Source organism: Gordonia polyisoprenivorans NBRC 16320 = JCM 10675, assembly GCF_000241325.1.
Lineage (GTDB): Bacteria > Actinomycetota > Actinomycetes > Mycobacteriales > Mycobacteriaceae > Gordonia > Gordonia polyisoprenivorans.
Genome location: NZ_BAEI01000094.1, coordinates 57,023 through 74,442, shown reverse-complemented (window position 1 = coordinate 74,442; position 17,420 = coordinate 57,023). Strand labels below are relative to the sequence as shown.

At 66.1% G+C, this 17,420-nt stretch carries 13 protein-coding genes and 1 pseudogene; 11 read left to right on the top strand and 3 right to left on the bottom strand.

The window, feature by feature from the left end; translation table 11 throughout:
• The first annotated feature begins 22 nt into the window (after positions 1 to 22).
• From GOPIP_RS27025 to GOPIP_RS27010, 4 genes are read left to right on the top strand one after another with little or no spacing between them, the layout of a single operon-like run.
• Positions 23 to 958 (top strand): alpha/beta fold hydrolase, encoded by a 936-nt coding sequence (locus GOPIP_RS27025; protein ID WP_006373077.1) that lies wholly within the window; start codon positions 23 to 25, stop codon positions 956 to 958.
• Positions 955 to 3,942, top strand: coding sequence for an AMP-binding protein (locus GOPIP_RS27020; RefSeq protein WP_244421236.1), 2,988 nt, complete (start codon positions 955 to 957; stop codon positions 3,940 to 3,942). The genes GOPIP_RS27025 and GOPIP_RS27020 overlap by 4 nt, the downstream gene beginning before the upstream one ends.
• A 5-nt stretch (positions 3,943 to 3,947) precedes the next feature.
• Complete coding sequence (locus tag GOPIP_RS27015) at positions 3,948 to 5,132, top strand: acyl-CoA dehydrogenase family protein (protein ID WP_006373075.1); 1,185 nt, start codon at positions 3,948 to 3,950, stop codon at positions 5,130 to 5,132.
• The gene (locus GOPIP_RS27010) at positions 5,129 to 6,268 is read left to right on the top strand and encodes an acyl-CoA dehydrogenase family protein (protein WP_006373074.1); all 1,140 of its coding nucleotides are present in this window, start codon (positions 5,129 to 5,131) and stop codon (positions 6,266 to 6,268) included. The genes GOPIP_RS27015 and GOPIP_RS27010 overlap by 4 nt, the downstream gene beginning before the upstream one ends.
• A 67-nt stretch (positions 6,269 to 6,335) precedes the next feature.
• On the opposite strand, the pseudogene GOPIP_RS27005 reads toward GOPIP_RS27010, so the two are convergent.
• Both GOPIP_RS27005 and GOPIP_RS27000 read right to left on the bottom strand, forming a co-directional pair.
• Positions 6,336 to 7,489: pseudogene (locus GOPIP_RS27005) on the bottom strand (CaiB/BaiF CoA transferase family protein).
• Complete coding sequence (locus tag GOPIP_RS27000) at positions 7,486 to 8,811, bottom strand: oxygenase MpaB family protein (RefSeq protein ID WP_006373072.1); 1,326 nt, start codon at positions 8,809 to 8,811, stop codon at positions 7,486 to 7,488. Before GOPIP_RS27000 ends, GOPIP_RS27005 begins: the two are co-directional and overlap by 4 nt.
• Before the next feature lie 195 nt (positions 8,812 to 9,006).
• On the opposite strand from GOPIP_RS27000, the gene GOPIP_RS26995 reads away from it, so the two are divergent.
• Genes GOPIP_RS26995 through GOPIP_RS26985 form a run of 3 tightly spaced genes read left to right on the top strand, consistent with a single transcriptional unit; the run spans position 9,007 to position 11,939 of the window.
• Entirely contained in the window at positions 9,007 to 9,768 is a 762-nt protein-coding gene (locus GOPIP_RS26995; protein ID WP_006373071.1) for a nitroreductase, read from the top strand.
• The gene (locus GOPIP_RS26990) at positions 9,765 to 10,631 is read left to right on the top strand and encodes an alpha/beta fold hydrolase (protein ID WP_006373070.1); all 867 of its coding nucleotides are present in this window, start codon (positions 9,765 to 9,767) and stop codon (positions 10,629 to 10,631) included. Before GOPIP_RS26995 ends, GOPIP_RS26990 begins: the two co-directional genes overlap by 4 nt.
• Positions 10,632 to 10,640: 9 nt before the next feature.
• Positions 10,641 to 11,939 (top strand): TetR/AcrR family transcriptional regulator, encoded by a 1,299-nt coding sequence (locus tag GOPIP_RS26985; protein ID WP_006373069.1) that lies wholly within the window; start codon positions 10,641 to 10,643, stop codon positions 11,937 to 11,939.
• 39 nt (positions 11,940 to 11,978) lie between these two features.
• On the opposite strand, the gene GOPIP_RS26980 is transcribed toward GOPIP_RS26985, so the two are convergent.
• Positions 11,979 to 12,794, bottom strand: a complete 816-nt coding sequence (locus tag GOPIP_RS26980) for an enoyl-CoA hydratase-related protein (RefSeq protein WP_035728917.1) — start codon at positions 12,792 to 12,794, stop codon at positions 11,979 to 11,981.
• A gap of 323 nt (positions 12,795 to 13,117) precedes the next feature.
• Between GOPIP_RS26980 and GOPIP_RS26975 the strand changes: the two genes are divergently transcribed.
• The 4 genes from GOPIP_RS26975 (at position 13,118) to GOPIP_RS26960 (ending at position 17,414) form a co-directional block, all read left to right on the top strand.
• Positions 13,118 to 14,509, top strand: a complete 1,392-nt coding sequence (locus GOPIP_RS26975) for an aldehyde dehydrogenase family protein (protein ID WP_006373067.1) — start codon at positions 13,118 to 13,120, stop codon at positions 14,507 to 14,509.
• A gap of 92 nt (positions 14,510 to 14,601) precedes the next feature.
• The gene (locus GOPIP_RS26970; RefSeq protein WP_006373066.1) at positions 14,602 to 15,462 is read left to right on the top strand and encodes an ABC transporter permease; all 861 of its coding nucleotides are present in this window, start codon (positions 14,602 to 14,604) and stop codon (positions 15,460 to 15,462) included.
• Between the two features lie 4 nt (positions 15,463 to 15,466).
• Positions 15,467 to 16,333 (top strand): MlaE family ABC transporter permease, encoded by an 867-nt coding sequence (locus tag GOPIP_RS26965; protein WP_006373065.1) that lies wholly within the window; start codon positions 15,467 to 15,469, stop codon positions 16,331 to 16,333.
• 1 nt (position 16,334) lies between these two features.
• Positions 16,335 to 17,414: an MlaD family protein gene (locus GOPIP_RS26960; protein WP_006373064.1), complete on the top strand. Its 1,080-nt coding sequence runs from the start codon at positions 16,335 to 16,337 to the stop codon at positions 17,412 to 17,414.
• Positions 17,415 to 17,420 lie beyond the last annotated feature (6 nt).

Below are 17,420 nucleotides of genomic sequence, written 5' to 3'. Positions count from 1 at the left end.
CCACCGGTGAAGAGGAGAACCCATGGGGCAGACCCGCCCGGCAACCATGCTTTCCCGACGACGTACCGCGGTGCGCGAGCGTCGGCTCGTCGTCGGTCCGCATCGCACGAGGGTGTTGGAGTCCGACGGCGACGGACCGCTGTTGCTGTTGTTGCACGGCTTCGCCGACAGTGCCGACACCTGGCGAGATCTGTTGGAAGTACTGGGCTCTCGCGGAATCCGTGCGGCCGCGGTGGACCTCCCGGGATTCGGTCGGGCCTCGGGGATCTCCCGGGACGGGCGTCTGCTGGAAATCTACGACGACTTCGTCGCCGCGGTGCTCGCCGCCCTGCGCGGTCCCGACGACCCACCGGCGATCGTCGTCGGCAACTCGATGGGCGCCACCGTCGCGGTGCGCGCGGCCACGGCGCGCGACGACGTCGCCGCCGCGGTGGCGCTCGCGCCCGCCGGGCTCGGGTTCCGGCCCGCGCTGCACCACGCCAGTGACGCCATCGACCATCTGCTGCCGATGCTTCGGGTCGCCTATCGGGTTCCCTATCCCGCGGTGGCCGTCCAGGGGGCGATCGCCGTCTACTACCGTGTCCGGCTCGCGCACGGTGCGCGCAATGCGTGGCGCTTCGGCTCACATTTTCGCGGCATGGCGGAGTTCCGTCGGGTCGGCGTATTGGGCCGGCGACTCATGGCCGAGATACAGCAGGGAGTGTGGTCGGTCGACGATTTCCGGCGGCCGATCACGCTCGTCTGGGGGTCGGCCGACCCGGTGTGCGACGTCCGTGGCGCGGACGCCTTCATCGAGGCCGTCCCCGGTACCCGGCTGGTGATGATTCCCGGTGCCGGCCACCTACCCCAGATCGACGCGCCGGAACGCGTCGCCGACATTCTCGCCGAGGTCGCAGCAGCGTCCGACCTCGCTGCTCCTGGCTCGCAACCGATGGATCGAAAGGGCAACCGACGGTGACGAACAACGATGTGACGAACAACAACGCGGCGAAGAAGGACACGGCGAAGAAGGACACGGCTAAGAACGACACGGCGAAGAACGACACGGCGAGCACCGACACGACGGACGAGGGTCTCGGCAGCCGCATCTCGCAGGCCGTCCACACGGTCGCCAACGTGGTGGAGTACCTGCGTTTCGGCGGCCTCGACACCGGCGAGGAGCCTTCGCCCTACGACGTCATGCTGCGCACACCGCTGGTGACGTTGCGGCGCTATTTCACCGCCGAGACCCGCACGTCGCCCGACCGTGATCCGGTACTGCTCGTTCCGCCGCTGATGCTCAGTGCCGATGTATGGGATGTGTCACCGTCCACCAGTGCCGTTGCGCACCTGCACAATTCCGGGATGGACCCGTGGGTCGTCGACTTCGGCGACCCGGCCGCGGAGCCGAACGGATTGCAGCGCAACGTCACCGACCATGTCCTTGCGGTGTCCGACGCCATCGACGCCGTACGTCGGACCACCGGACGTGACGTGCACATCGGCGGATACTCCCAGGGCGGACTGTTCTGCTATCAGGCAGCGGCGTTGCGCCGCACCGAATCGATCGCGAGTATCTTCGCGCTCGGTAGCCCGATGGAGCCGCTCTCACTCCCGGGGCTCGACCTCCCCGAGGAGATCTTCTCGGCGATCAGCACACTCGGCATCGGGGTGCTCTCGCGCACCGGACTGCCCGGCTGGGCATCGGCGAATCTGTTCAGCTGGACCTCTCCGATCGCCACGGCCAAGCAACGCCTGCAGTACCTGATGGCGCTCGGCGACCGTGACGCGTTGCTCCCACGAGAGCGTCAACGCCGCTTCCTGTCGAACGAGGGCTGGATCGCCTTCCCGGGGCCCGCCATCGCCGAGGTCATGGAGTCGATGACCAACGACCGGTTCGTGCGGGGCGGCCTGGTCTTCGACGGCCGCGCGGTCACCATGGCCGACATCACCTGCCCGGTCCTGATCTTCACCGGCCAGTACGACGCCTTCGCGCCGCCGCGCGCGGTCCGCGACGTCGTCAAGGGTTTGCCACACACCCAGGTCTGGGAATGCACAATGCCCACCGGGCACTTCGGCCTCGGAGTGGGATCACGGGCCAATCGGGAGACCTGGCCGACCGTCGCACGGTGGGTGGGATGGATCGGTGGCCGCAACGAGCGGCCGGAAAACCTGGCGGACGCGCGGGAAGTGGGCCTCGTCGAACGCGAACCCGAGGGCGGCGGCACGGTACGGCAACTGCTCAACGCGGGCACCGAGGGCATGCTCGCGGCGCCCGGCCTGGCACGAGATGTGGTGGGGCGCGCCACCGGAGCACTGGCCGAGGTCACCACCGAAGCGGTCAATCAGGTGCCGAGATTGTTGCGGTTGGAACGGGTCCGAGGATCGACGACGGTGTCCTACGGCGGGCTGCTCGCCGAGGCGTACGACCGCGACCCCACCGCGGTCTGCCTGCTCTACCGCGGCCGTGCCCACACCCGCGCCGACGTCGCACGCGAGGTCGACGACTTGGTCCTGCGGCTGTTGTGGGTCGGCGTCCGCCGTGGCGAGCACGTCGGGGTGCTCGTCGATTCGGGGGCCGTGCTGCTCTGGACCGCAGCAGCTCTGAGTCGCATCGGTGCGGTGGCCGTGCTCCTGCGACCGGGCAGCGACATCGCCGCCGAACTGCGCATCGGGCGCGCGCGCCGCGTGCTCGTCGACGCGAGTCATCTCGACGAGGCGCGCAAGGCCGGTGTGCGGACACACGTGATCGGTGGTTCCGGCAGCTCAGAGAAGTCCGGCACCGCCGAGAAGCCCAGCGCCGCCGAGAAGTCGAGTACAGCAGAGGATCTCGACAGCATCGACACCTCCGCCGTGCGGACCCCGGACTGGTATCGGCCGAATCCGGGACGTGGTCGGGACCTGGGCTTCGTGCTCTTCGGTGACGGGCCCGACGGAATCCGGTCGATCCCGGTGACCAACCGGCGCTGGGCGCTGTCGGCGTATGGTGCCGCCTCGGCGGCCGCCCTCACCGAGTCCGACACGGTGTATTCGGCGAATGCGCTATACCACGCATCGGGACTACTGTTGGCCACGGCGGCGCCGGTCGCCGTCGGGGCGCGGGTCGCGCTGACCGATTCCTTTGATCCGCAGACCTTCTGGTCGGATGTGCGGCACTATGGTGCAACGGTCGTCCCGTACACCTGGAGCATGCTCCGGCTGTTGCTCGATCAACCGCCCGGTCCGGACGAGGCCTATCACCCGGTGCGGCTGTTCATCGGTTCCGGTATACCGACGACGGTCTGGCGCGACGCGCTCGAGCGATTCGCGCCCGCACAGATCCTCGAGATGTTCGTCCCGGTGCGCACCGACGCGATCCTGGCGAACGTCTCCGGGCGCAAGATCGGCTCCATCGGTCGGCCACTGCCCGGCACCGCGCGGGTCGAGCTGGCAGCCATCGATCCCGACACCGGTGAATTGCGCTGTGATGGTGAGGGATACGTGCGCAAGGCCAAGCGAGGTGACCGAGGCAGGTTGCTCGTCGAGGTGGATCGCGGGCATCCGCACGCCGACGACGTGCCCATGCGCGGAGTCTTCGATGCCCATGACGCCTGGGTCGACACCGGTGAGGATTTCACCGTCGACGCCGAGGGTGACTTCTGGCCCGCGGGACGATCGTCGGACACGATCACCACCCAGGCCGGGCCGTTGCGGCCCCGCGAGGTGGAGGACGCGCCGGCACGAGTGCCCGGCGTCGCAGCGGTCGCGGTGATCACCGAGCGGCGAAAAGTGCTGGCCGCCATCGCCACCAAGGCCGGCGAGGTCTTCGATTCCGGGAGAGCGCGGCTGGTGCTCGAGGGGGTCTCGGATGCGGCGGGGCGCGTCGAGATCGTCGAGGTCGAGGCGATACCACTGACCCGGTGGTATCGACCGGATGTGCCTGCACTCAGACGCCTCGTCACGCACGCTGAACAGACTGTATAGATAGGATGTATGGTTCACTCATGACGAACGACACACGATTCCCGGTACGCCGGGTCTACGAGACAGAGCACGAGGATTTCCGCGCCAGCTTCCGCCGATTCCTGGACACGCGGGTGGTACCCGACTATGCGAAATGGGAAGCCGAAGGGCTGTTTCCCCGAGAAGTGTTCGCCGAGGCCGGATCTCACGGATTCCTGGGAATGGCCATCGATGAGGAGTACGGCGGAGGAGGAGTCGACGACTTCCGGTTCAACGCGGTGATGGCCGAGGAGGTCGCCGACGCCGGGGTGATGTCGTTCGGTATCAACCTGCACAACGACATCTGCGTTCCGTATTTCCTGCGGTACTGCACCCCCGAACAGCGGGCGCGTTGGCTGCCCGGTCTGGCCTCCGGTGAACTGATCGCTGCCATCGCGATGACCGAGCCGGGTACCGGCTCGGATCTCGCAGGCATCACCGCGGTCGCGGTGCGCGAGGGTGATCATTACGTCCTCAACGGCTCGAAGACATTCATCTCCAACGGGATCAACGCCGATGTGGTCATCGTGGCCGCCCGCACCGAGACCGGCGACCGGCACAACGGACTGTCGTTGATGGTCGTCGAGCGTGGGATGGCCGGATTCGAGCGAGGCCGCAATCTCGACAAGATCGGGATGCACGCCCAGGACACCGCGGAACTGTCGTTCACCAGTGTCCGGGTGCCGGTGGACAACGTGCTCGGGGAGCCGGGCAGCGGGTTCCGGCAGCTGGTGTCGAATCTGCCTCAGGAGCGGATGACGATCGCGGTGGCGAGCACCGCCGCCGCCAACCGGGCGGTGGAATTGGCCCGCGATCACATCATGACGCGCACCGCGTTCGGTAAGCCGTTGGCCGCCAACCAGAATTCGCGGTTCACCCTGGCCGATGCCCATGTGCAGGTCCAGGTCGTTCGTGCGTTCGTCGACGAATGCCTACGGGATCACGCCACCGCTGAGCTCGGCGCGGATCGGGCCGCCATGGCGAAACTCGCGGCGACCGAGGTGCAGGGACGCGTCGTCGATGCATGCCTGCAGATGTTCGGCGGATACGGCTACATGGCCGAGTACCCGATCGCACGTGCCTATGTCGATGCGCGGGTCCAGCGTATCTACGGCGGGACGAGTGAGATCATGAAGGAGATCGTGGGCAAGTCGATGGGACTGACCGCATGAAGCGCACCATATTCGAGCCCGAACACGACCAGTTCCGCGACAGTGTGCGGGCATTCCTGACCAAAGAGGCTGTGCCACACACCGAGAAGTGGGAGGCCCAGGGGCTCGTCGACCGCGAATTCTGGTCGCTGGCCGCCGCCCAGGGGTTCGTCGGCTTCTCCGCGCCGGAGAAATTCGGGGGAGCCGGGCAGCGCGACTTCCGGTTCAACGCGATCCTCGATGAAGAGGTCGTCCGCACCGGAACAGTCGGCGATGGCTTCTCGCTGACCAACGACATCGTCTTGCCCTACTTCCTCGACATCGCCTCCGCCGAACAGCAGGCGCGGTGGTTGCCCGGCATCGTCAACGGCGACACCGCGATCGCGGTGTCGATGTCGGAACCCGGTACCGGATCGGATCTGCGTGCCATCACCTCGACAGCAGTGCGTGAGCCCGGCGGTTGGCGCCTGAGTGGGTCCAAGACCTTTGTGACACGGGGGATTCAGGCCGACCTCGTCATCGTGGCCGCGCGTATCGGTGAGTCCGACGGTGGGGGATTCGGGTTGTTCGTCGTACCCGACGGCGCACCGGGTTTCACCCGCGGACGCAAACTCGACAAGATCGGACGACGGGCGCAGGACACCGCCGAACTGTTCTTCGCCGATGTACGCATCCCCGACACCGACGTCCTCGGTGAGCCGGGGAAGGGTCTGCACTACCTGATGGGCAATCTCGCTCAAGAGCGGTTGTCGATGGCGGTGGTGGCGGTGGCCAGCGCCGAGTACGCCGTCCGGCTGGCCGTCGACTATGCCGGCGAGCGCAAGGCCTTCGGGCAGTCCATCGGCAGCTTCCAGGCCAATCGCTTCCGGTTGGCCGAGCTACACACGCGAGTTGCCATGGCCCGCACACATGTCGACCGGTGTATCGAGGCGCAGAACTCCGGGGAGTTGACCGCGGCGGAGGCGGCAGGGGCGAAGTTCCTCACCACCGAACTCGAATTCGAGGCACTCGACACGTGTCTGCAGATGCATGGCGGATACGGATACATGGAGGAGTACGAGGTTGCCCGCCGCTGGCGGGATGCGCGCGTCCAGCGGATCTACGGCGGCACCAATGAGATCATGCGCGAGATCGTCGGGCGTTCACTCGGATTGTGAACCCGCAGAAACGAGTCCGTGGGCCCGACCGAGAGCGGTCGGGCCCACGGCCTACGTGTGGGTACGGTCAGTTCGTGGAAGCCACGACGCCCGAGTCGCACAGCCGGCCGATCTCGGAATCGCTGAAGCCGACATCGGCCAGGATATCTTCGGAATCCGCCCCGGGGGAACGACGACTGCGGGGCTGCGTCGGCGCGACGCCGTCGAAGCGTGGGGCGGGGCGGGTTGCACGGCGCCGTCGATCGAGACGAATGTCCCACGCTCGATGTGATGCGGATGATCCGCCGTCTCTGACAAGGCGAGAACCGGTGCGTAACAGGTGTTTCGGCCCGCGAACAGGCGGTCCAGCTCGTCGCGGCTGTGTTCGGCGATCCGATCGGCCAGTACCTTGCGATACTCGTCGAAGCGCTCGGGGTCACGATGACCGGTGCGCATCGACTCGGGAAGATCGAGGACGTCGCACAGTTCGATCCAGAACTGGTCCTCGATGGCCCCGATGCTGACCCACTTTCCGTCGCGTGTCGGGTACACGTCGTAGAAGAACGAGCCGGTGTCGAGCAGGTTGGTTCCGCGCTCTTCGGTGTAGTCGCCCTCGGCGCGATAGGAATGGAACATCGACATCAGCGCGGAGGCGCCGTCGATCATGGCGGCATCGACGACGCGCCCTCCGCCGCCGGCCCGGGCGGACACGATACCGGCAAGCATGCCGAGCGCGAGAAACGTTCCGCCACCACCGAAATCGCCCACGAGATTCAATGGGGCGACCGGCGCCTGGCCGGCCCTGCCGATGGCGTGTAGCGCGCCGGTCAGGGCGATGTAGTTGATGTCGTGACCCGGCGTCGACGCCAGCGGCCCGGTCTGCCCCCAACCGGTCATCCGCCCGTACACGAGGTCGCTGTTGACGGCGAGGCAGTCCTGTGGACCCACCCCGAGGCGCTCGGCGACGCCGGGACGAAACGTCTCGAACAGTCCGTCCGCCCCGACGCACAACCGGCGAACCACCTCGGCGCCCTCGGGTCTCTTCAGATCGACGGCGACGTGGCGTCGACTGCGAAACAGGATGTCGTGGCCGGCCACCGCCCACGGATTGCCGCCGGGACGGTCGACGGTGATGACCTCGGCACCCATGTCGGCGAGCAACATCCCCGCGAACGGGCCCGGACCGATACCTGCGAGCTCGATCACCCGCACACCGTCGAGCGGTGCCGCAGCAGTGGTCACGCGTGCGACACGGTCGGCATACCGCCCTTGTTGGCGACGATGTCGGCGTGCACCTCGTCGGGGTTGGCCACGGCCATCTCCTTGTTGGAGCCGTCGGGGAGTTTGATCGCGTCGTTGAACTGACGCAGCATCGTGAACGCGGCGCGCTCGTCGTCGTGCGGAAGGAGTCGACCGACGCGGCTGGCGAGGGCGACCGCGGGACGGATGGTCGGCAGGATGTGGCGCCACGGCGTCTTCTCCGCTTCGAGACCTTCCATGACGTCGGCCGGAATCCACGAATGCAGAAGTCCGTAAGCGAGTTTCAGGCGGCGCTCGTTGGTCATGAACTTGGCGACCGGGCCGGGCAACACCTCGACGTCCCCGGGCGGGTTCTCCACGCTGTACTCGACGATCGAGTGCACGACGTCGCGGCAGAGCTCGTCCGGCGGCAGTTCGATCAGGGTGTGCAACTCGGTCTTGTGTCGCGCGTCCTCGTAGTCGGTGTGCAAGATCTCCTCGGGGACACCGATGACGTATCCGACGTAGCGGCTCAGTGCGAATATGTCCTCGAGTTCACGGTCGCTGTAGCGGATTCCGGAACTCTGGACCGCGTCGATGAACTTCACGCCGAACTGGCCGGCCTGGGTGACCATGCCGTCGAGGTTGTTGATCGGGATGCCCCAGTTGGCCCAGTCCCACGCGTCGGAGCTGCCGAGGCTGTGGCGGACCGCGGCATGGATCATCCGGACCTTGGCGGTCAGTCGGAAGCCTTCCTCGTAACGGCGCATACCGCCGGGTGTGTAGGCGGCCACCACATATCGGAAACTCTCGATGAGACGGGTGCCGACCTGATCCATCTTCCGCAGACGTCCGCTGAACAGAACCGGCCGGGTGGCGCTGTACATGGAGAACCCACCGGCGATCGCGCCCCACGCCAGCACGGGCGGCACGATGGGGCCGGCACGCCAGAAGGCCACCGCCCCGCGATAGAGCTGGTCGAAATCGACCCACTCCGGTACCCGATCGAGCTGCTCGAAGATCGCCACCAGGCCCGGAGTGGGGTCGTCGATGGAATCGATACCGTTTTCGAGGGCACGGTCGAAGGTGCGCCAGCTGGTGGTGTTGCTGTTGTCCTTGAAGTCGAGCATCGCCTGGTAGGCGTAGTCGTCGGCGAGGAGCGCGTGATCGGTCAATGTCTCGACCATCTCGCGTCCGTACATGGCGATCGCCTTGTCCTTGTTGGCGATTCGCCCCAGGTCGATACCCTTCGGCAGACCTGGCGGTACATCGAGGTCTCCTCGAAAGGTCATCTCACGAGTGGGCTTCGGCTCAGTGGTGGTCATGTCGCCTCCTGTGGATCGCGGTGTGATGGGCGGTTTCCCTGTGATGGCCGTTACAACTCAGGGTAGACCGTGGTGAACACTATGTCTACACTCACTGTATGGCCGCATGTATGAAGAGTGTGGCCGCCCGCACCGTTTCCCGCGTGCGGTGGGGAGATCTCGGACGACGAGGTCCGACAGAAGGAAGGTGCCGTCATGACCGCCGACCCCGTGGGCGTCGCTGCCGCGTCCGACATATCCGCCGATGAGGTGGCCACCGACGCGCTCGACAGGTTGTTGTCGACCCGGTGGAGCTGTCGTGCCTTTCTGCCGCAACCGATTCCGCGCGAAGAGCTCGACCGGGTCCTCGACATCGCCCGCCGCACACCGTCGTGGTGCAATACCCAGCCCTGGCACATCGACATCACCACCGGGTCGGCCACCGACGCTCTGCGCGATGCGCTGCGTGAGGCCATCTCGCAAGGCCCGCAGGAGAATCCGGACATCGAGTTCCCAACCGCGTATGAGGGGGTCTACCGGGATCGGCGGCGGACCAGTGGATGGCAGCTCTATGAGAGCCTGGGAATCGCCAAGGGTGATCGCGCGGCATCGGCACGACAAACCCTGCGCAACTTCGACTTCTTCGGCGCACCCCATGTCGCCGTCGTGACGACAGAGCGGGCGCTGGGAACGTACGGGGCCGTCGACTGTGGTCTCTTCGTCAACAATTTCCTGCTCGCAGCGCACAGTCGCGGCATCGGCACGATTCCGCAGGCGGCGCTGGCGACCCAGGCGCCGGTGCTGCGCGACTACTTCGGTTACCCGGAGAATCGTCAGGTGCTGCTGGGTATCTCGTTGGGCTACCCCGACCTCGACGACCCGGTGAACGCGTACCGTACCGAGCGGCAAGAGGTCGGCGACATCGTGACATTCCACGACGGTCCCGGTGCGGTCGGTCCGACGGGGGCGCGGGCATGAGCGGGCGGCTCGTGGAAACCCGCGACGGCACACGGATCAATGTCCGCGAGGTGGGGCAGGGTCCGGCGGTCCTGTTCATCCACGGGTGGAGTCTCAGCGGAGAGGTGTGGGACCGACAACTCGGTGCTGTGGCCGCCGCCGGCTATCGGGCGCTGGCGATGGACCAACGCGGACACGGCGATTCCGATGCGCCACTGCAGGGATATGAGATCGACGGCCTCGTCGCAGACGCCGTCGACGTGCTCGGCGCATTCGGTGTCGACCATGCGGTCGTGGTCGGTTGGTCGCTGGGCGGGATGGTCGGGCTGCGTCTGGCCCATGACCACCCCGACCTCGTCGACGCGCTGGTGATGGTGGCATCCAATGGGGTGTCGGCCTCGCGTACCGACGCCTTCGCCTTCGGCGTGCCCGCCGACAAGCCACTCGCCGCAATCCTCGGCGCCGAGCATGCCGATCGAATTGCGTTGCGGCGCAGCGCGGTGGGCGACCCGTTCAAGGGTGATCCCGATCCGCAGACGCTCGACTGGCTCCATCGCGTGTCGCTGCAGACGCCGACCTGGGCCGCGCAGGCGGCGATGCGGACGCTGATGTGCACCGATCAGACCCATGTCCTCGACGATCTCTCGGTACCGGTGACCCAGATCGTCGGCACTGCCGATCCGGCGTTGTCCGTGCGCGGCGCGCGATGGGTGCGTGATCGCCTCGCCTCGACGCTGGTGGAACTCGATTGTGGGCACTATCCGATGCTCGAATGCCCCGACGAGTTCGACGCCGCGCTTCTCGGCGGAATCGGTAGGCGCCGGGAAGTGCCCAAGGCGGAAGAATCCGGCGCAGAAGCGTCAATACTACGTGTCCGGACATAATGTAAAGTCATGGTCATGACCCAGGGCTCTTTCGTGCGGCGCCGACCCCGCGAGTTCGACGGCACCTCGTCCGCCGAACTGGCCGTGTTCGCCGCGACGGAAGAACTGCTGCGTGACACGTCGCTCCAGAAACTCACGGTGGCGCAGATCCTGCGCGCGGCCGGACTGTCCCGGGCGAATTTCTACCACTATTTCGCCAACAAGTACGACGTCCTCGTGGCATTGCTCGGGCGGGTCTTCGACGATTCGTACGGCCAGGACGCGCCGTGGTCCACGACTCCGGGTAAGGCCCGCGCTCAGCGGATGGGCACGAGTCTGGAGAGCACGCTCGAGATGTGGTCTGCGCACGGCGCAGTCATCTGCTCGGTGATCGAGCACATGCACAGCGAACCGGCAGTGGCCGCGGCGTGGCAGCGCATGTATGCACGCTTCGTCGATGCGATCACCGAACAGGTTGTCTACGAGCGGGATTCGGGCCAAGCTCCGGCGGGCTCGCCGCCGGACATGATCGCCACCATGCTCGTCGGTGCGGCCGAGCGCGTGTTCTACGTCAGCTCGCGGGGGCTCGATCCGCGGCTGGCCACGGTCGACGACGTGGTGGCACCGCTGCGTGCGGTCAACGAGGCGGCGATCTTCGGTGGACGTCACGAGGCTGTATCCGACAAGAGTTCATCTGCAGCAACCGATCTCGAACGATCACCGATGCCCGAGATCACCGCACCCGTCGTCGAGGGAGAAACCGCGACGGCGATTCTGCAGGCGATGCGCGAGCTCCTCGTCGAGGAAAGCCTCGCCGATGTCAGCGTGGCCAAGATCCTGGAGAAGTCCGGCATCTCGCGCGCATCGTTCTACTTCTACTTCCGTAGCAAGGAAGACGCCTTCGTGGTGTTGTTCCGCGAGGCAGCGGCCGACATCGTGGCGGGCCTACGCGGGCTGGCCGACATCGATCGAGACGAGCCGGAGAGGCTGTTGGCCCAGGTCGGTGAGTGGCTCAATCTGGAGGGTTTCGCCGGTCCGGTGATCCGCAACGCGGTCCACGCGTGGCCGCGTCTGCCGGAACTGCGCGCGGAGTATCTCGCGGCGATGAACGCCATGGAAACGACCCTGGAGTCGATCATCGACTCCGATCGTGCTGCCGGACTCGCACCTGCGGGGCCGCCCGTGCCGGCGTATGCGGTGGTCATCCTCTGGACCATCGAACGAGCCGTGGCCGGTGCCCTCGCCGGCGAGGAGCACCTCGCCGATCTGGCTGCGGTCACCGAGATGGTCGGTCGATTCCTGTACGCAGCCGTCTACGGACGCCGCTGACGCCACCCGCCCCACGCGCGGGTCCGCGCCGAATTCTGTTCAGCGACCAATGAATTGCGGTGTGCGCCGATTCATGAAGGCGTCCACCCCGGTGCGGAAGTCCGTGGAGTCGACCAGCTCGGTCTGCCCGGCGATCTCGGCTTCGAAGGCCTCGTCGAGATGGGGGAGCAGTGCGGCGTTGAGGCTGCGTTTGGTGGCGGCGTAGGAGCGGGTGGGGCCGGTGGCGAAATGCTCGGCGACCTCATCGACCCGAGCGGCAAGCGCGTCGTCGGCGACCACGGCGTCGATCATCCCCCACGACAGCGCGGTGTCGGCGTCCACCGGCTCTGCCAACATGGCCATCCGGGTGGCACGGCCGAATCCGACACGCGCACCGAGCAACGCCGAGGTGCCCGCGTCGAGCGTCAGCCCCACCCGGGAGAAGGCCAGGACGAAGCTCGCCGACCGGACGGCCACCACGTGATCACAGGCAAGGGCGAGCGCACACCCCACTCCTGCGGCGGTGCCGTTGACCGCAGCGATCACCGGCTTGGGCATGGTGCGGATCGCACGGATCGTCGGGTTGTAGCGCATCCGCAGCTCCTCCTCGGTACGCGGAGCCAGCCGGGTCTGCGGACCGAGGTCGTCGAGCGTCAGATCGGCTCCCGAGGAGAAGGCGCGGCCCGCCCCGGTGAGGACCACGCAGCGCACGGAATCATCGGCCGTGAGCTCGTCGAGTGTGTTCCGGAGTTCGGACTGCAGCAAGGTGTCGAAGGCGTTGAGAGCCTGCGGTCGCGCCAGTGTCACGCGCGTCGCCGATCCTCTGCGATGGACCTCGATTACCTGCGAACTGCGGATCTTCTCCCAATCGGTCACCTGTGCACAGTAGCGAGAACTTTCTGTCCAGACAAGGTGTTCACAAGCGGTGGACCTGCAGCAGAGTGAAAACTTAGCTGATGACACTTGACACGAAACGTCTCGTGTCTGTTAACGTCATGTCGTTCGTTTCGTGTTCCACATCACAATGCCACAGCCCCGCTCATGGTGGGAGACGGCAGTGTCGGGTGCACGACAGCACCATTGACAAGTGATTGACGTCACGTATGAACACATTGTATGCTCGCGCTGTCCAAACAAAGCACGACCCGGTGTGGCCGTCCGTTGAGGCCCACCGCTCGATCCGTCTGGGGTGAGATCAGATGAGCGTTACCGAGTTGCGGGGGACGACCCGTCCCGCCGATGTGGCCGACGAGGTGGACCGCGCGCGGTCGGCCTTCGGCACCGGCCGCACCCGCTCGTATTCGTGGCGGGTGGCGCAACTCGAGGGTTTGCTGCGCTTCATCGACGAGTGCGAGGACGAGATCGCCGACGCGATCAGTGCCGATCTCGGCCGCGGGGCCATGGCCTCGTTCATGGCCGACATCGGCCCGGTGCGCCACGAGATCCGGCACACCCTCACGAAGTTGGCGACCTGGATGAAGCCGTCGCGGGTGCGCGTGAGTGCCGCGACCGCCCCAGGGAAGGCTCGCATCGTCGCCGAACCCAAGGGCGTCGTACTCATCCTCGGAACGTGGAATTTCCCGCTGCTGTTGACGATTCAGCCACTGGTCAGTGCCCTGGCGGCCGGCAATGCTGCCGTGGTCAAGCCCTCCGACGTCGCCGGTGCCACCGCGCGGATGATCGCCGAGAAGTTGCCGAAGTACGTCGACCCGGACGCGGTGCGCGTCGTGCTGGGTGACGGCAAGATCAACCGCGCGCTGCTTGAATTGCGGTTTGATCACACCTTTTTCACCGGGTCCACCACTGTGGGCAAGGCAGTGATGGAGGCCAGTGCACGCCATCTCACACCGGTGACCCTCGAGCTCGGTGGCAAGAGCCCGGTCATCGTGACCGCGGATGCCGATATCGAGGTCGCCGCGCGACGCATCGCCTGGGCGAAGTCGATCAACGCGGGCCAGACCTGCATCGCCCCCGACTATGTCCTCGTCGAGGACTCCGTTCGGCCCGCTCTCGTCGAACGACTCCTCGCCGAGTTGCCCGCCCACGCGGCCAACGACTCGACCCACATCGTGAACCGCCGTCAATTCGATCGGCTCTCGGAGGTGCTGGGCTCGCACGGCGGTGAACAGTACGGCGGCGACACCGACATCGATCGGCTGACGATCACGCCGGCGCTGATCACCGATCCCGACCCGACCTCGGAGCTGATGACCGAGGAGATCTTCGGCCCCATCCTCCCGCTGATCTCGGTGCCCAGCGTCGCCGACGCGGTCGAGTTCATCAATGCGCGGCCGAAACCTCTGGCGCTCTACCTCTTCACCAATTCTCGACGCACCGAGGACCTCGTCGTCGGTAAGACCTCGTCCGGCGCGGTCGGCGTCAATCACCTTCTCTATCAGCTCCTTGTTCCCGAGCTGCCGTTCGGTGGCGTCGGAGAATCGGGGCTCGGTCGATACCACGGAAAGTTCGGTTTCGACACGTTCAGCCATCACAAAGCGGTGCTGCGCAAGCCGGCTCGACCGGATCCGTCATTCGCCTATCCGCCCTACAGCCCGGGGATGAGGCGAATCCTGCGGCGCGTCATGGGTTAGCCCCACATCACCCCGCCGTCGGCGGGTAGCCCGGTCCCCGTGCGGTCATGTCCCGATCGCACGCGGTGAATCCTGAAGTGAAAGAGGTGGAGATGAGCGTCAGCGCGCTCGACAGACGCCGGCCCGCAGTGGCCGTCGGCGCGGGAGTCCGGAAGGTCATCGATTCGATCGTGGACCGCATGGTCCGCAGCATCAACACGATCGGCCGTTCGGCCCGGCTCGCAATGGAGGTCGTCCGGTTCTCCGTCACCGACACCCTCACCTTGCGACTCGCGCTGGGCGAGGTCATCGAACAGATGTGGAAACTGTTCAAGGTCACCGCATTACCGGCACTACTGATGGCTGTACCCATCGGAGCCGAGGTCTCGGTCCAGGTCGGTGGCGTCATGGACCAGGTGGGTGCGAACTCCCTGGCCGGTGCGGCCAGCGGCCTCGGCGTCGTCAGCCAGGGCGCACCCATGGCGGCGGGGCTGCTGATGAGTGGTGCCGCGGCATCGGCCATCGCCTCCGACCTCGGGGCGCGGTCGATCCGCGAAGAGATCGAGGCGATGCGCGTCATGGGCGTCAATCCCGTTCAGCGACTGATTGTCCCGCGGTTCATCGCCATGGTGGCCATCTCGCCGGCATTGTGCATCATCATCGTCGCCTCCGGCGTCGCCGCCGGCCTGGCCATCTCGGCGAACGTCAACGACGTGGTGCCGGCCAGCTTCTGGCAGTCGTTCGGTGCTTTCGCCACGCCGGTCGACCTCATCTTCTCGGTGGTCAAGGCGTTGCTGTTCGCCGTGATCGTGGTGATCATCGCCAGCCTGCGCGGGCTGGAGGCCAAAGGCGGGCCCAAGGGCGTCGCCAACGCGGTCAACGCCTCGGTCGTCCTCAGCGTGTTCTGCATCTTCATGACCAATCTCGTCGTGAGCCAGCTGCAGACCATGTTCTTCCCGGCGCAGTTGGCGTGATCCGATGACCGCCAACAGAATCGCAACGCGAGACAACTTCGCCGTACGTGCATCCCGCACCGTCATCGACAAGATCTTGGGCGCCATCGCCCAGTTCGGTCAGATCGTGGTCTTCGTGGGCAAGACCTTCGCGCTGCTGCCCACCACGATCCGCCACTACCGCAAGCAGACCCTCAAGACGATGAACGACATGGCCTGGGGCAGTGGGTCGATCATCGTCGATGGTGGCGTCGTCAGTCTCATGTTCTTCCTCGGAATCGCCGTCGGCGCGGTGGTGGCGATCGAGGCCTTCATGGCGTTCGACCTCCTGGGCTTTGGTGCGCTGACCGGAATCATCGGTTCCTTCGGCAACATTCGCGTGGTCGCCCCGATCATCACCGGAATCGGCTTCGCCGCCCAGGCCGGATGCCGAATGACCGCCGAGATCGGCGCCATGCGGATCTCCGAGGAGATCGACGCGACCGAGGTGATGGGGCTGCGGGCCATCCCGTTCGTGGTGGGCACCCGTCTGATCGGCGGCATGCTCGTCGTCCTGCCGAGCTACCTGATGGCAGTCGTGGTCAGTTTCATCACCGGCGGCATCATCATCAAGACCTTCCACAGTCAGCCGTCGGGCACCTACGACCACTATTTCGCGCAATTCGTGACGTTGCCGGATCTCCTCGCATCCATCGCCAAAGCTCTCATCTTCTGCGCGGTGGTCACGCTGATCCATTGCTACTACGGCTATTTCGCGAGCGGCGGACCGGCCGGCGTGGGCGCGGCATCCGGCCGGGCCATCCGCGCCAGCCTGGTCGCGATCGTTGTCCTGAACTTCTGTATGACAGTGGTGATCTGGGGACTCAACCCCGCATTGCCTTTTAGGGGTTGACGTGGCCGGATTCACCAGTCAAGACTTCCTGCGCGGTGGCACCCGTGGTCAGATGCGTACCCTCGTGATCGCCGGGCTCAGCTCGCTTGCCGTGGTCATCGTGTTGATCGCGGCGGTGGCCATCGTCTACCCGAAGGCCAAGGCGCCCAGCGGCACCACCATCCATTTCGTCGTGCCCGCCCTGGGCCCCGGCATCAAGTCGGGTTCCAAGGTCCTGCTACGCGGAGCCGAGGTGGGTGAGGTCACCGACATCGTGGCGCCCAGCGCAGATTCGGTACATCTCGCGGTGGTCCTCAACGATGCGGCGGCACAGACGTTGACCGATTCGCTCAGTGTCGACTTCCGTCCCGAGAACTACTTCGGGGTCACCGCGGTCAACCTGGTCGCCCAACGCGGCGGAAAGGCACTCACCGATGGTGAGACCCTCGACCGCACCACCGCACCGGACTTCACGATGTCGACGATGCTCGAGCGGGGGTCGATCGTGGTGGACGGCTCACTGACCCGCGACATGATCGACAGTCTCGACAAGGTGATGCGCTACGCCAACGGCCTGGCACCCCTGATCCAGACGGGAGTCATCTTCGCCGACAACGTGGCGCGCACCCAGCAGCAGTTGCCGGCGACCCTGATCAATCGCGTGAACAATGTCCTCGACTCCTTCCCGGGGTTCACCGAGCAGACGATGATCGGGCTCTACGCGATCACCGAAAGCCCGTACAACAAGCTGCCCGACGGTTCTCGCGGGGTCAACGAGGGCTTCCACAACCTGACCGACGATTCGCTGACCGTTGCTGCCAACGACCTGTTCGGAAAGGCAGGTGCGCTCTTGGCGTCGCACGGCACCGAACTGACCCCGCTGGTGACCATCATCAAGTACCTGACCGATCCGCTGCCCGCGGCGATCGGCGGTGGCGCCACGGTGGCCAAGGCACGGGCAGCGTTGGCAGGTCTGGAATCGTCGTTCACCGGCACCGACCAGCAGAAGACGCTGCAGTTGCGCATCGTCCTGGACAGCATGCCGGCAATGGCCGGCCCGCTCGCCCGGATGACCACCGTGACGCAGGGAGGGACCCGATAATGTCAC